Below are 13,019 nucleotides of genomic sequence, written 5' to 3' on the forward strand. Positions count from 1 at the left end.
GCGGGTGATCCTGCTGGTGCTGTGGCCGCGTTGAAGGAGGTGTTGGCGGATCAGTTGCGGGTGTTGGGTGCTGACCATCCTGACACGTTGATCACTCGGGGCAACATTGCCCGCTGGCGCGGGGAGGCGGGTGATCCTGCTGGTGCTGTGGCCGCGTTGAAGGAGGTGTTGGCGGATCAGTTGCGGGTGTTGGGTGCTGACCATCCTGACACGTTGATCACTCGGCGCAACATTGCCCGCTGGCGCGGTAGCACTAGTGATCCTGCTGATACCGCAGCCGCATTCGAGGAGGTGTTGGCGGATCAGTTGCGGGTGTTGGGTGCCAACCATCCTGACACGTTGATCACCCGGGGCAACATCGCCGCCTGGCGCGGCCATACTGGTGATCCTGCTGGTGCGGTAGCCGCATTCGAGGAGGTGTTGGCCGATCGATTGCGGGTGTTGGGTGCTGACCATCCTGACACGTTGATCACTCGGGGCAACATCGCGCACTGGCGCGGGGAGGCGGGTGATCCTGCTGGTGCTGTGGCCGCGTTGAAGGAGGTGTTGGTCGATCACTTGCGGGTGTTCAGTGCTGACCATCCTCACACCCTGGTCGTCCGCAGGGAGATCGCGTACTGGCGAGGGAAGGCTGGTGATCCTGCTGGTGCCGCAGTCGCATTCGAGGAGGTGTTGGCCGATCAGGTACGAGTGTTGGGTGCCAACCATCCCTACACCTTGATCACTCGGGGCGACACTGCGTACTGGCGCGGGGAGGCGGGTGATCCTGCTGGTGCTGTGGCCGTGTTGAAGGAGGTGTTGGCGGATCAGTTGCGGGTGTTGGGTGCTGACCATCCTGACACCTTGGCCACTCGGAGACACATCGCATACTGGAAAGAACACCTGCCGGACGGCGTGTCCTCCTGCTGACCGAAGTGCCGGGTACGATTTGGCAATCGTGTGGGCCGACCAAGTTGTCGAACTATCTGTCGAATGACCGCTGATACTCAGTTGGGCGTTGGTCGCGCGTCAATGCCTACTTTGGTGCTCGCTTTGGCATGCGTGAACCGAGGATCTCGGCAGCCTTGCGGTCGGATGCGGCTACCCATGCCGCGTAGACGCGGAGGGTGGTTGCTCCGCCTCCGCCGTGGCCGAGTCGTCCGGCGACGGTCGGGAGATCCACTCCAGCCGTCAGCAGTTCGGTCGCGCTGTAGTGACGCAGGGCGTGTAGGTGGGTGTCAATGCTGAGCCGGGTTGCCATGTCCTTGTATCGCTGGGTTACGGCGTTAGGGGAGTAGGGCTCTACATGGAGACGATTGCGTTTTAGAGTGCCTGTGAACACGAAAAGATCATCGGTGAACTTCTGGCCGAGTGAACGCGTGCGGTCGGCTATCCGGTCCCGGTGTTGTCGGAGCAGGGCCACCGTTTCAGAGTCGAGCGCGATTCGTCGGATCTGGTGTGTCTTGGTGCCCTTCTCCTGGCCCAGTACCCAGTTGCGTCGGAGATCGATTACCTCTGCGTCAAGATCTACGTGGGAGAAGCGCAAGGCGCATAGTTCGCCACGGCGCATGCCGGTTGTCATTGCGAGCCAGACGAGGACGCCCCAATCCTCGTCCATCTCGAATGCCTCTTCGACGAGTCGGGCCGCTTCGGCGGATGTCGGCGGTTTGGGCTCCGGGGGCTTCTGCTTCGGCCGTTTCGCGACGTGCGCCTGATTGTCGGTAATCCAGCCCCACCGGGTGGCCGCTGCGAGGGTGCCGCTGATGATTGAGTGGATCTGGCGAACCGTGGACGCGGCCAAGGGGCTGCACTTGTGCGGCCGGCACTGCTCTTTGACGCAGTCGTGATCACCCTTCTTCTTGTGCTTCTCAATGAATGGTGTGCCGTCGCAGCGGACTCGGCAGCGGCGTAGCTCGGTGTAGAAGCTCTCCAAGGTTCGCGCGTCGACCTTCCGCGCGGGGAGCGAGCCGAGCACTGGCCGAATCGTGCGCTCTATGTATCCGTCGTACGTCTTGCGCGTGCTGTGCTCGATCTCGGTGAGACGCATCCACTCATCGATCGCGTATCCGAGCGTCACCGACGATTCAGCGGACCGCTGCTTATTCACCTGGGTGCGGAACTCGGCGAGCTTGTCATCTGCCTTGTCCCACGCGGCTTTATCCATTCCCGGGATGGTGGCGGTGAGATAGACGTCCTTGCCGGTTACAGGGTCTCGGCCCGAGAAGAGACGGACCTGGAGCGACCCTCCGCGCTCTCGGATGCTGCCCTTCGGACGGCGTGCAGCACTAACTCTGACCATGACCCTCAGTGTACTCATGGACACCGTCATGGACAGAGATCAACTTTGTCGATCTTTATTCGGTTGTAGTGGCTGGCCAGAGCCTGTGCCCCCGGTGCGACTCGAACGCACACTGGACGGATTTTGAGTCCGCTGCCTCTGCCGATTGGGCTACGGGGGCGTGGGATGGCACTCTACGGGATCGGGCTTTGTGCGGGGTGGGGTGGGTGGGGTGTGTGTCGGATAACTCTGGTGTGGGGGCGCGGGGGGTGGTTGGGCCGGTACGCTGCTGTTTTGGGTTGGGAACCGTACCTACAGCGATCGGAGGACCCCGGTGACCGAGGTGGCTGCCGAGGCCCGTGTGCAGCGGCGTGTGCTCGTTGCGGAGGATGAGGCCCTCATCCGGCTCGATCTTGTCGAGATGTTGAGCGAGGAGGGCTATGAGGTCGCTGGGCAGGCCGCGGATGGTGAGGAGGCGGTGCGGTTGGCCGCCGAGCTCAAGCCTGACCTGGTGATCCTCGATGTCAAGATGCCGAAGATGGACGGTATTGAGGCGGCGTCGACGATTGTGGGGGATCGGGTCGCTCCTTGTGTCATCCTGACCGCTTTCAGCCAGCGGGACCTGGTGGAGCGGGCGCGGGATGCCGGGGCGATGGCGTACCTGGTCAAGCCGTTCGCCAAGCATGACCTGGTGCCGGCGATCGAGTTGGCGGTCAGCCGGTTCTCCGAGATGCAGGCTTTGGAGAACGAGGTTGCCGGGCTCACCGACCGGTTGGAGACCCGTAAGGTCGTGGAGCGGGCCAAGGGTCTGCTGATGAGCAAGCAGAACCTCACCGAGCCGGAGGCGTTCCGGTGGATCCAGCGCACCGCCATGGACCGGCGCACCACCATGCGGGCGGTGGCTGAGGCGGTCGTGGAGAGCCTCAACTGACTCGTCCTATCATGGGACGAATCAGTTAGGGTTTACTTAGGGTGAGCGTTTTTTGTCTCTTACCCGTTTCACTAGGCCGAATGTTCTGACGGATACGTCCTGACCGTCACGATGTGGATACAAACGGGGGGGCGAACCTGTCCATCGGATGGCACTACGGCTACCTTCCTGCCCTAGCCCAAGTCCCGGGTGGGGCTGCCGCCTGCGATGGCGGTCTGTTCGTCTTTGGAGGAACGTAGTGTCAAGAGCACGACTCATTAGGGCCCTGGCGTTGGCGGCGACCGCCTCCCTCGCCCTGAGTGCCTGTGCGGGCGGGTCCAGCGGCGGTGGCGGGAGCACGAGCGCCGGTGGTGGCGACGCGCCTAGTTCCGTCAAGATCGGTTTCATGGGCGACCTGACCGGTGGCGACTCCAACATCGTCATCCCGCCGTCCCTCGGTGCGAAGATGGCGATCGACGAGTACAACGCCACGAACCCCAAGACGAAGATCGAGCTGGTCAAGTACGACAGCCAGGCCAAGACGGAGCAGGCCACCGCACTGGTCCAGAAGGCCATCACCAGCGACAAGATCGTCGGCCTGATCGGCCCGGCGTTCTCCGGTGAGTCCAAGGCTGTCGGCGCCATCCTCGACCAGGCCAAGATCCCGAGCGTGTCGCCGTCGGCGACCAACGCCGGTCTGGCCAAGAACGGCTGGAAGTACTGGCACCGGGTGGTGGCCAACGACGCCGACCAGGGCCCGAAGATCGTCGACTTCCTGATCAGCGCCAAGTCGCCGAAGTCGGCCTTCGTGCTGTCCGACGACCAGGAGTACAGCGTCGGCCTGGCGGACGCCATGGAGCAGGAACTGAAGGCCAAGGGCATCACCGAGCAGCGCGACAAGTTCGCCAAGGACGCGCCGGACTACTCCTCGACCGTCAACAAGGTCAAGGCGGCCAACCCGGACATCATCGTGTTCGGTGGCTACTACTCGCAGGCCGGCCGGCTGCTCAAGCAGCTGCGCGACGGCGGCGTCAAGGGCACGTTCGCCACGGGTGACGGCTCGCTGGACATCCAGCTGGTGACCGGCGCCGGTACGGCCGCCGCCGAAGGCGCGGTTGTCGGCTGCCCGTGCCTCATCCCGTTCGAGGGCACCACAGGTCCGCTGAAGGACTGGGCGGACAAGTACAAGAAGGCGGCGGGCGCTGACCCGGCCATCTACTCGACCGAGGGTTACGACGCCGCGACCGCGTTCATCAACGCGATCAAGGGCGGCAACACCACCGGCGAGAAGATCAACGAGTTCCTCAAGACCCTGAGCTTCGAGGGTGTCTCCAAGCCGATCAAGTTCAAGGACAACGGTGAGCCCGAGACCAACTCGATCTTCGTCTACCAGGTGGTCGGCGGAAAGATCAAGATTCTCGGTCCGTCGGACAAGGCGAAGTTGCAAGGCTGAGTCCGCCTGAAAGTCCGGACGACATAACGCTGGGGAGCGGGAGTCCCGCAAGAAATGGGGCTCCCGCTCCTGATTTATGTCCCCGTTTGTCCCCGCCCAGTCCCATAAGGCCACGACACCATGAATGACTTTTTCAGCCAGTTCGGCCAGAACACAGTGGACGGACTGCGAGTAGGCGCCATCTACGCGTTGGTCGCGCTCGGTTACACCATGGTCTACGGCGTGCTGCGACTGATCAACTTCGCGCACTCCGAGATCTTCATGATCGGCACGTTCGCCTCGCTCTTCGTCGTCAGCAACGTGCTCGGGCTGACCGGCCCGGTCACCGGGATCGCCATGATCGGCGTACTCCTGCTGATGATGGTCTTCTCCGCCGCGATGTCCGGCGGCGCGGCCGTCCTGTTGGAACAAGTGGCCTACCGGCCGCTGCGCAAGCGTGGCGGCACCCGCCTCGCGGCACTGATCTCCGCGATCGGCGCGTCCGTGTTCCTGCAGGAGTTCTTCAAGCTCGTCGTCATCAAGCCGCTGACCGGCATTCCCGGCCAGAACGACATCCCCACCCCTCGGGTGATCAGCCGCGATGTCCTGTTCACCATCGGCAACGCCGAGGTCCGGCTCGACCACGTGATCGTGATCGTCGCCGCGGTGATCATGATGGTCGGTCTCGACCAACTGGTGAACCGCACCAAGATCGGCCGAGGAATCCGTGCCACCGCGCAGGATCCCGAGGCGGCCACCCTGATGGGCGTCAACATCGACACCGTCGTCCGGGTCACGTTCCTGCTCGGCGGCGTGATGGCCGGTGTGGCGGCCACGCTGTACGTGACGGAGTTCGAACTCACCAAGTACAGCGTCGGTTTCGTGCTGGGGATCAAGGCGTTCACCGCCGCGGTGCTCGGCGGTATCGGCAATCTGCGTGGAGCCCTGCTCGGCGGCGTCATCCTCGGTCTCATCGAGAACTGGGGCGCGATCTTCCTGGGCTCCGAGTGGAAGGACGTCATCGCGTTCTGCGTCCTGGTGCTGGTGCTGATGCTCCGGCCGACCGGGATCCTGGGCGAGTCGTTGCAAAGGGCGCGGGCATGAGCGGGGGCGCAGTGGAGACACGCAGGAGGAGCGGCAACCCGATCACCCGGGTGCGGGACTGGTGGGCCGACGCGCCGCACTGGCAGCGCTGGATCGTCTACGTGCTGCTCATTATCGGCGCGCTGATCCTGCCCGCGCCGGCCATCGGGTCGTTCATGACACCCGCGTCGGACTGGACGTCCGTGCTGATCGACCCGATCTGCACGTACGTCCTGATGGCGATCGGCCTGAACATCGTGGTCGGCATGGCCGGCCTGCTGGACCTCGGGTACGTCGCGTTCTTCGCGATCGGCGGCTATTCGCTGGCGTACTTCGGCACCAAGTACGGCTGGGACTTCTGGGCCACGCTGGTGGTCGGCGTCCTGATCACCGCGGTGTCTGGTCTCGTGCTCGGCGCCCCGACGCTGCGGCTGCGCGGTGACTACCTCGCCATCGTGACGCTCGGCTTCGGTGAGATCGTGCGGCTCACCGCGAACAACTCCGACGCGGTCGGCGGTTCGCGCGGCATCTTCGGCATCCCGCACCCGCCGCCCCTGTTCGGGCTGCAGTTCGAACTGGACCCGGCGCCGTACTACTACCTGATGGTCGGCGCGATCACGCTGATGATCATCATCGCCAAGCGGCTGGAGAAGAGCCGGGTGGGCCGGGCGTGGACGGCGATCCGCGAGGACGAGGACGCGGCCGAGCTGATGGGCGTGCCCACGTTCAAGTTCAAGCTGCTGGCGTTCGCGATGGGCGCGATGATCGGCGGTGTGGCCGGCACGGTCTGGGCCGGCAAGGTCATCTTCATCGCACCGACGAACTTCCCGTTCATCCTCTCGGCGACGATCCTCGCCGCGGTCGTGCTCGGCGGCGCGGGCAACATCCCGGGCGCCATGCTGGGCGCGTTCATCATCGCCTGGCTGCCGGAGTTCATCCGGGGGGTCACCCAGAGCGAGGAGATCGCCCAGTACCGGGTCATGGTGTTCGGCGCCGCGCTCGTGGTGATCATGGCCTTCCGGCCGGAAGGCCTGTGGCCGTCACGACAACGACAAGCCGAGCTACATGAGGGAACCGGCGGCATGGGCGCGCTCGGCGCCGAGGTACCCGGTCCGGATTCCCAGGCGTCCGAGGAGGTGACCAGGTGACCGGGGCGATTGCCGACGGCCAGCCGTTGCTGGCGCTGAACAGGGTCGTCATGCGGTTCGGTGGTGTGGTCGCGCTCAAGGAGGCGAACCTGACCATCAACAAGGGCGAGATCTTCGCCCTGATCGGCCCGAACGGCGCCGGCAAGACCACGGTGTTCAACGTGGTCACCGGCGTGTACAAGCCGACCGAGGGTCAGATCACCTTCGAGGGCACGCGGATCGACGGGCGGAAGCGCTACAAGGTCACCAAGGGCGGCATCGCCCGCACGTTCCAGAACATCCGGCTGTTCCACAACATGTCGGCCCTGGAGAACGTGCTCGTGGGCGCGGACGCGCACCACAGGACCGGCGCGTTCGGCGCGATCTTCGGGATGCCGTGGCACTACCGGGAACGCAAGCACGGTCTGGAGCTGGCCAAGGAGTTGCTGGAGTTCGTCGGCATCCCCAAGCGGATGAACGAGGCGGCCAAGAACCTCCCGTACGGCGACCAGCGGCGCCTGGAGATCGCGCGGGCGCTGGCGACCAACCCCCGGCTGCTGCTGCTCGACGAGCCCGCCGCGGGGATGAACCCGGCGGAGAAGAAGTCGCTGCAGGACCTGATCCGCAAGATCAGGGACTCTGGCCGGACCGTGCTGCTGATCGAGCACGACATGGGGCTCGTGATGGACATCAGCGACCGGATCGCGGTGCTGGACTTCGGCCAGCTGATCGCGGAGGGGTTGCCGCACGAGGTGCAGCAGAACCCGAAGGTCATCGAGGCATACCTGGGAGCTGCGGCCGATGCTTCTTGAAGTCCACGACATCCATGTGCACTACGGCAAGATCGCCGCGCTGAAGGGCATCTCGCTGCAGGTCGACGAGGGTGAGATCGTGACCCTGATCGGCGCGAACGGCGCCGGCAAGACGACCACGCTCAAAACAGTCAGCGGGCTGCGTCCGTTGACCAGCGGGTCGATCCGCTTCCAGGGCCGGGACATCTCCAAGGTGGCCGGGCACAAGCGGGTCGTGATGGGCATCGGCCACGCGCCGGAGGGCCGGGGGATCTTCCCCGGCATGACGGTCCAGGAGAACCTCCTGATGGGCGCGTACGCCCGCAAGGACGACGCGACCAAGGAACTGGACGAGGTCTACGACCTGTTCCCGCGCCTGGCCGAGCGCAAGCAGCAGTTCGGCGGCACGATGTCCGGCGGTGAGCAGCAGATGCTCACCATCGGGCGGGCGTTGATGACCAACCCGAAGGTGCTCCTGCTGGACGAGCCGTCGATGGGGCTGGCGCCCCTGCTCATCAAGCAGATCTTCGAGATCATCACGACGATCAACCAGCGCGGCACGACCGTGCTGCTGGTCGAGCAGAACGCCCAGCAGGCGCTGCAGATCGCGCACCGTGCGTACGTCATGGAGACGGGCACGATCACCAAGACCGCGCCCGCGCAGGACCTGCTGCACGATCCCGCGGTCCGCGCCGCCTACCTCGGCGGCGACCTGGGCATCCACTAGGAGAACGCCGACATCCCCTGGTTCAGGCAGGCAGGGGGATGTCGGTGCTCTTCTCGTCCAGCCCGTCGGTGAGCGTGGCCCCGCCGAACGCCCTGAGCGCCTTGGCTTTCGTGCCCTTGGGGATGTCGTAGTACAGGTCGAACTCCAGGCGGTCGCTCGCGCCGAGCAGGAACGGGTCCCACGGCTGGCGTTTGATCAGCATGGCCTGCTCGTCCGGGGCGTAGGTCTTGTCGTCGGCGCCCACCAACAGCTGCTTCTTGGTGTCGAACTGGGTGCCCGACCGGCCGGTGTTGACGATCACCAGCCGGATCCGGGTGTACGCGCCCTGGGCGTTGAACTCGATGTGGCTGCCGGCCAGGCTGGGTTGGTCCACGGTCAGGCCGATCAGGTCGTACTCGGTGTCGCCGTCCTGGCCGTGGATGGTCACCGGTTTCTCGTCCGGCCGGACCGGGCGAGCCGGCAGTTCGTAGGTCGGTGTGGCCGGCGGTGGCGGCGGGGCGGGGGTGCCGGACGCCGAACATCCAGCGAGCGCGACCGCCGCCACCGTCAGTAAAAGACCCCGCTTCATCAGGTCAACATACCGCCCTATAGGGCGGTTTTCGTTCACCGGTAGCGGAGAAACTGGACCTGTCCCGGATGGGGATATTGACTTCAGGTCATGACGATCACAGGTACCGCGGCGGGTGTCCCCTTTGTCGCCCTGCCGCCGGAGAACACCGACGGGCCCGCTCCTCTCGTGGTGGTGTGGCATCTGCTGGACGCGCCGCGCAGCCCGGCGGCGATGGCCGCGGCCGTGCCTATGGCCGGCGTGCGAGCGTGGCGGGTCTACTGGGGAATGCCGATGTTCGGCGCGCGCACGGCGATGCCGATGGAGGAGCTGTTCCGGCTGGCCGCCGAGGACTACGTGCTGAACATCGCCAAGCCCATCGTCGACCAGGCGGTCGCGGAGTTCCCGGCGGCGCTGGCCGAACTGCGCGCTCAGCTGTCCATTGCGGACGGTCCGATCGGGGTGGCCGGCGGTTCCATGGGCGGCCTGGTCGCCTACGAGGTGGCCGCCACGGTCGACGTGCCGGTCGCGGCGGTCGCGCTGGTGAACCCGGTGACCCGGCTGGCACCGGTGGTGGAGGCGGCGGTCCGGGAGTTCAGCGGCGGCGAGTACGCGTGGTCCGACGAGTCCCGGGCGACCGCGGACCACTACGACTTCCTGCGCCGCAAGGACGAGATCAAGGTGCCGACGCTGCTGGTGGTCGGCGCGGAGGACGGGGCCGAGTTCCGTGAGCCAGCGGCCGACCTGGGCGACCGGGTGACCCTGGTGACGATCCCGGGCATGAAGCACCCGATCGCGGACGAGCCCGGCGTCGAGGCCGCGCCGCAGAACGCCGACGGCGAACGGGTCGACGCCGAGTTCACCAAGTGGTTCCAGCGGTACCTGTAGGTCAGGAGGCGGGGACCAGGTTGCCGACGTCCTTGGTGAGGATGGCGCGGAGGAAGACGTCGCGGGTGGCGGCTGCGGGCCGGGCCGTGACCCGGACGACCTTGTCGCCGGTGACGTCGGCGTGGACGTCGGTGAGCAGGGTGTGCCACGGCTGCCGGGTCTGCGCGCTCATGTCGTTGGCCAGCCGGTCCGCGACGGTTTTGGCCCAGTCCTGGGCTTTCCCGCTGTCCGGGGCCAGGACACAGAGGACTTCCGTGGTCGGGTTGTCGCGGACTCCGGCGGCGAGGGGAGCCTTCTGCTGGGTCACGGCCAGCACGGCGAACCGCACGTCGCCGAGGCAGTCCGCGAGGGCCGACAGGGTGGCGTTCTCGGCGAGTGACTTGCCGGTACCGGTGGCCGCCTGCAGCCCGGCGTCGGCGCTGGCGTAGGCGAACATGCCGGGGCCGGCGGCGACCTTGTTGAGCTGGCCGACGATGCCGAGGTCGGCGAACGGGCCGTTGACGTCGATCGTGTGGTCCTCGCCGAACGTCCACTTGGTCAGGTCGCCGGACTTCTCCTCGCGGGCACCGACGCCGCGCAGCTTGGTGCCGATCGCCGACGGGTCGAACTCGCCGAGCAGCAGCCCGGTGGTGTCCGGCGGCTGTCCCGCGGAGACGGCCGAGGTGATCTTGGTCAGGTCGACGCCCAGCACGTCGCCCAGCTGGAACGACATGGCCGAGAGAACGGACCAGCCGTACCCGACGTCGGCCTTGTAGTCCGGGTTGCCGCGGATGGCGGCGGTGTCGCCGAACTCGACGTAGCCGGACGTGGCCGGGGTGTCGGCGATCCGGCTCATCGCCCGGCTGAGCGCGGTCGAGCCGGCCGCGGTGCCGCTGCTGGAGCAGGCCGTTCCGAGGGCGGCCACCAGGGGGAGGACCGCGAGCAGGGCAAGGTTCCGTCGTCGCACGGCCGGACCTTAACTCAGGCGCACGAGCGGCACCGGCCGTTTCGGTGAACAACCGCCGGTTGTGATCGACTTCAATCTGGCTGTTGGACGTATGCCCTGGTCAGGCGCTTAGCTGACGGCAGTGAACAGCGACTGGGAGGACATCATGATCACAGGTTTCGCGGCCGGAGTCCCGTACGTCGCCCTGGAGCCGGCAGACCCGTCGCGGCCCGCGCCGATGATCGCGGTCTGGCATCTGATGGACCCGCCGTGCACCGAGCAGGCGATGGCGGCGGCGGTCCCGATGGCCGGGCTGCCGGCCTGGCGCGTCTACTTTGGACTACCGATGACCGGCCGCCGCGCGTTGCCGGGCGGGCCCGAGGAGTTCTTCCGGCTGGCGAGCGAGGACGCGGTGATGAACGCGTACCGTCCGCAGACCGAGCAGGGCGCGGACGAGTTCCCGAAGGCACTGGCCGAACTGCGTACCCAGCTGTCCATCGCGGACGGCCCGGTGGGGATCGCGGGCGGGTCGTCGGGGTCGATGGTGGCCTACGAGGTGGCCGCGCGGGCCGAGGTGCCGATCTTCGCGGCCGCGTTCGTCAGTCCGGTGACGCAGTTGGTGCCGTTGGTCGCCGCGAACGAGCGGCGGTACGGCGTGACGTTCCCGTGGAACGACGAGAACCGCGCGGTCGCGAACCACTACGACTACGTCCGGCGGGCCGCCGAGATCAAGGTGCCCGCCCTGCTGGTAGTCGGCGAGCACGACGACATCGCGATCCGCGAGCCGGCCGAGTTGCTGCACAAGGAAAGCGACGCGGAGTTGGTGACGATCCCTGGGATGCGCCACGAACTGGCCGACGCGCCCGGCACGGAAGCCGCACCACAGACCGAGGACGCGCGTCGCGTCGACGCCGAACTCATCCGTTTCTTCCAGCGGCACCTAGGGTAGCCAGGACGCCGCGGCGTCGTACGAACACCATTGCTCCGCGCGGCTTGTCTTGTCCACCAACGCAAGCAGCCGCCGGAGCGTCGGGCGTGGCTTGCCCTTGCGCCACACGATCGACCACGGGAACAGCGGTGTCGGCGAGAACGGCAGCACCCGCAGGTTCAGGTCACGCGGCAGTTCCATGTCCGCGCCCACCAGGGTCACCCGCGGCTTGCCGTACCGCGCCTGCTCCAAGGTGTGCCGCAGGTCGTAGCTGACGCCGCTGTGATCGACCGTGACCGCCAGCGACGAGGAGAGCTGTTCGAGGTAGGCCCGCCATTCCCGTGGACTCTCCCCGCTCGGCAGCCAGATCCCGTCGGCGCCGAGCGCGGCCAGGTCGATCACGCCGTGGCCGGCCAACGGGTGCTCGGGCGGCAGCAACGCCACCAGTGGCTCCAGCCGGACGACCCGATGGGTCAGGTCGTCCGGCAACGGCCCGGCCAGCCCGCCGACCCAGCCGAAGGCCGCGTCCAGCTCGCCGCGCAGCAGCGGGTCGAGCGCGCGGTCCAGGCCCTGCAGCGCGCTGCGGGTGACTTCCAACGAGGGATCTTGCTCGGCGAACCGGCGCAGCATGAACATCGGCGCCAGCCGGTAGTCGAGCAGGTCGAGCCGGAGCCGTTGGGCTTCGGACATCGCCGCGACGGCCGCGTCCGCGGCGGTGACGAGCTCACGTGCGTGCGGGAGGAAGCGTTTGCCGTCCTCGGTGAGCTCCACGGCCCGGTTCGAGCGCACGAACAGCTGGGTGGACAGGCTGTCCTCCAGCCGGCGGATGCGTTTGGACAGAGCCTGCTGGGTCAGGAACAAGGTCGCCGCGGCCCGGCTGAAGTGCCGCTGGTCCGCGGCGACGACGAAGGCCCTGACCTGGCCCACGTCAAGATCCACTGCCGCCTGGCATGGAGTTGAGCACGACACAGGTCAGCCGGGCCGTGCACGTGCGCCGGTCGGACTCGTCGGTGATCACGATCTCCACGGTCACCGTGCTGCGGCCGACGTGCAGCGGGGTCGCGACCCCGGTGACCAGTCCCTCCCGCACACCGCGGTGATGGGTGCACGACAACTCCAGCCCGACGGTGGGCCGCCCACCGGACTTCATGGCCGCGCAGTACGACCCAAGGGCCTCCGCGAGCACCGCGTTGGCGCCGCCGTGCAGCAGCCCGTACGGCTGCCGGTTGCCTTTCACGGGCATGGTGGCGACCACCCGGTCGGGGTTCCAGTCGACGACCTCGATCCCCAGCTTGTCGTTGAGCTGCTCGACCAGGCCCTCAGCGCCCTGCTCTGACATGCGACCTCCGAAACTTCGTGATCCGTCGAACCGCCAGCGTATAAGGCGCCCGCGAAACTGTCGGG

14 protein-coding genes and 1 tRNA gene are annotated in these 13,019 nt (G+C 66.7%); 9 read left to right on the plus strand and 6 right to left on the minus strand.

Going from position 1 to position 13,019, the window contains the following annotated elements; all coding sequences use genetic code 11:
- On the plus strand, positions 1-909 hold a 909-nt coding region (locus EV192_RS40490; RefSeq protein WP_132124201.1), incomplete at its 5' end, for a tetratricopeptide repeat protein.
- A 106-nt stretch (positions 910-1,015) separates the two neighbouring features.
- Here the strand turns inward: EV192_RS40490 and EV192_RS40495 are convergent.
- Positions 1,016-2,143, minus strand: coding sequence for a tyrosine-type recombinase/integrase (locus EV192_RS40495; protein ID WP_341770974.1), 1,128 nt, complete (start codon positions 2,141-2,143; stop codon positions 1,016-1,018).
- A gap of 221 nt (positions 2,144-2,364) precedes the next feature.
- Positions 2,365-2,438, minus strand: a tRNA-Leu gene (locus tag EV192_RS40500).
- A 153-nt stretch (positions 2,439-2,591) separates the two neighbouring features.
- On the opposite strand from EV192_RS40500, the gene EV192_RS40505 reads away from it, so the two are divergent.
- From EV192_RS40505 to EV192_RS40530, 6 genes are all read left to right on the plus strand, one after another.
- On the plus strand, positions 2,592-3,188 hold the full coding sequence (locus EV192_RS40505) for an ANTAR domain-containing response regulator (RefSeq protein WP_132124014.1): 597 nt from the start codon (positions 2,592-2,594) through the stop codon (positions 3,186-3,188).
- Between the two features lie 238 nt (positions 3,189-3,426).
- Positions 3,427-4,620 carry a branched-chain amino acid ABC transporter substrate-binding protein gene (locus EV192_RS40510; RefSeq protein ID WP_279495306.1) on the plus strand — a complete coding sequence of 398 codons (1,194 nt, stop codon included), beginning with the start codon at positions 3,427-3,429 and terminating at the stop codon, positions 4,618-4,620.
- Positions 4,621-4,740: 120 nt separating this feature from the next.
- Complete coding sequence (locus EV192_RS40515) at positions 4,741-5,703, plus strand: branched-chain amino acid ABC transporter permease (protein ID WP_132124018.1); 963 nt, start codon at positions 4,741-4,743, stop codon at positions 5,701-5,703.
- Positions 5,700-6,830: a branched-chain amino acid ABC transporter permease gene (locus EV192_RS40520; RefSeq protein ID WP_132124020.1), complete on the plus strand. Its 1,131-nt coding sequence runs from the start codon at positions 5,700-5,702 to the stop codon at positions 6,828-6,830. The genes EV192_RS40515 and EV192_RS40520 overlap by 4 nt, the downstream gene beginning before the upstream one ends.
- A 50-nt stretch (positions 6,831-6,880) precedes the next feature.
- Entirely contained in the window at positions 6,881-7,621 is a 741-nt protein-coding gene (locus EV192_RS40525; RefSeq protein WP_132124202.1) for an ABC transporter ATP-binding protein, read from the plus strand.
- Positions 7,611-8,327, plus strand: coding sequence for an ABC transporter ATP-binding protein (locus tag EV192_RS40530; protein WP_132124021.1), 717 nt, complete (start codon positions 7,611-7,613; stop codon positions 8,325-8,327). Before EV192_RS40525 ends, EV192_RS40530 begins: the two co-directional genes overlap by 11 nt.
- A 22-nt stretch (positions 8,328-8,349) precedes the next feature.
- Here EV192_RS40530 and EV192_RS40535 read toward each other — a convergent pair whose 3' ends face one another.
- A complete protein-coding gene (locus EV192_RS40535; protein WP_132124023.1) occupies positions 8,350-8,895 on the minus strand; it encodes a lipoprotein in 546 nt (181 codons plus the stop codon).
- A gap of 90 nt (positions 8,896-8,985) precedes the next feature.
- Here EV192_RS40535 and EV192_RS40540 point away from each other — a divergent pair, with 90 nt between their 5' ends.
- Positions 8,986-9,762, plus strand: a complete 777-nt coding sequence (locus EV192_RS40540; protein ID WP_132124025.1) for an alpha/beta hydrolase family protein — start codon at positions 8,986-8,988, stop codon at positions 9,760-9,762.
- 1 nt (position 9,763) lies between these two features.
- Here EV192_RS40540 and EV192_RS40545 read toward each other — a convergent pair whose 3' ends face one another.
- Positions 9,764-10,708 (minus strand): hypothetical protein, encoded by a 945-nt coding sequence (locus EV192_RS40545; protein ID WP_132124027.1) that lies wholly within the window; start codon positions 10,706-10,708, stop codon positions 9,764-9,766.
- 145 nt (positions 10,709-10,853) lie between these two features.
- Here EV192_RS40545 and EV192_RS40550 point away from each other — a divergent pair, with 145 nt between their 5' ends.
- Complete coding sequence (locus tag EV192_RS40550) at positions 10,854-11,636, plus strand: alpha/beta fold hydrolase (RefSeq protein ID WP_132124029.1); 783 nt, start codon at positions 10,854-10,856, stop codon at positions 11,634-11,636.
- Here the strand turns inward: EV192_RS40550 and EV192_RS40555 are convergent.
- Positions 11,628-12,554, minus strand: coding sequence for a LysR family transcriptional regulator (locus EV192_RS40555; protein WP_132124031.1), 927 nt, complete (start codon positions 12,552-12,554; stop codon positions 11,628-11,630). The genes EV192_RS40550 and EV192_RS40555 overlap by 9 nt on opposite strands.
- Positions 12,544-12,954: a PaaI family thioesterase gene (locus EV192_RS40560; RefSeq protein ID WP_132124033.1), complete on the minus strand. Its 411-nt coding sequence runs from the start codon at positions 12,952-12,954 to the stop codon at positions 12,544-12,546. The genes EV192_RS40555 and EV192_RS40560 overlap by 11 nt, the downstream gene beginning before the upstream one ends.
- Positions 12,955-13,019 lie beyond the last annotated feature (65 nt).

It is taken from the genome of Actinocrispum wychmicini, from assembly GCF_004345645.1.
GTDB lineage: Bacteria > Actinomycetota > Actinomycetes > Mycobacteriales > Pseudonocardiaceae > Kibdelosporangium > Kibdelosporangium wychmicini.

Excerpts from the sequence above, each read along its gene's own strand:
- EV192_RS40495 (WP_341770974.1), bottom strand. The coding sequence starts at position 2,143 with ATGGATAAAGCCGCGTGGGACAAGGCAGATGACAAGCTCGCCGAGTTC.
- EV192_RS40515 (WP_132124018.1), top strand. The coding sequence starts at position 4,741 with ATGAATGACTTTTTCAGCCAGTTCGGCCAGAACACAGTGGACGGACTG.
- EV192_RS40520 (WP_132124020.1), top strand. The coding sequence starts at position 5,700 with ATGAGCGGGGGCGCAGTGGAGACACGCAGGAGGAGCGGCAACCCGATC.
- EV192_RS40525 (WP_132124202.1), top strand. The coding sequence starts at position 6,881 with ATGCGGTTCGGTGGTGTGGTCGCGCTCAAGGAGGCGAACCTGACCATC.
- EV192_RS40530 (WP_132124021.1), top strand. The coding sequence starts at position 7,611 with ATGCTTCTTGAAGTCCACGACATCCATGTGCACTACGGCAAGATCGCC.
- EV192_RS40535 (WP_132124023.1), bottom strand. The coding sequence starts at position 8,895 with ATGAAGCGGGGTCTTTTACTGACGGTGGCGGCGGTCGCGCTCGCTGGA.
- EV192_RS40540 (WP_132124025.1), top strand. The coding sequence starts at position 8,986 with ATGACGATCACAGGTACCGCGGCGGGTGTCCCCTTTGTCGCCCTGCCG.
- EV192_RS40550 (WP_132124029.1), top strand. The coding sequence starts at position 10,854 with ATGATCACAGGTTTCGCGGCCGGAGTCCCGTACGTCGCCCTGGAGCCG.
- EV192_RS40560 (WP_132124033.1), bottom strand. The coding sequence starts at position 12,954 with ATGTCAGAGCAGGGCGCTGAGGGCCTGGTCGAGCAGCTCAACGACAAG.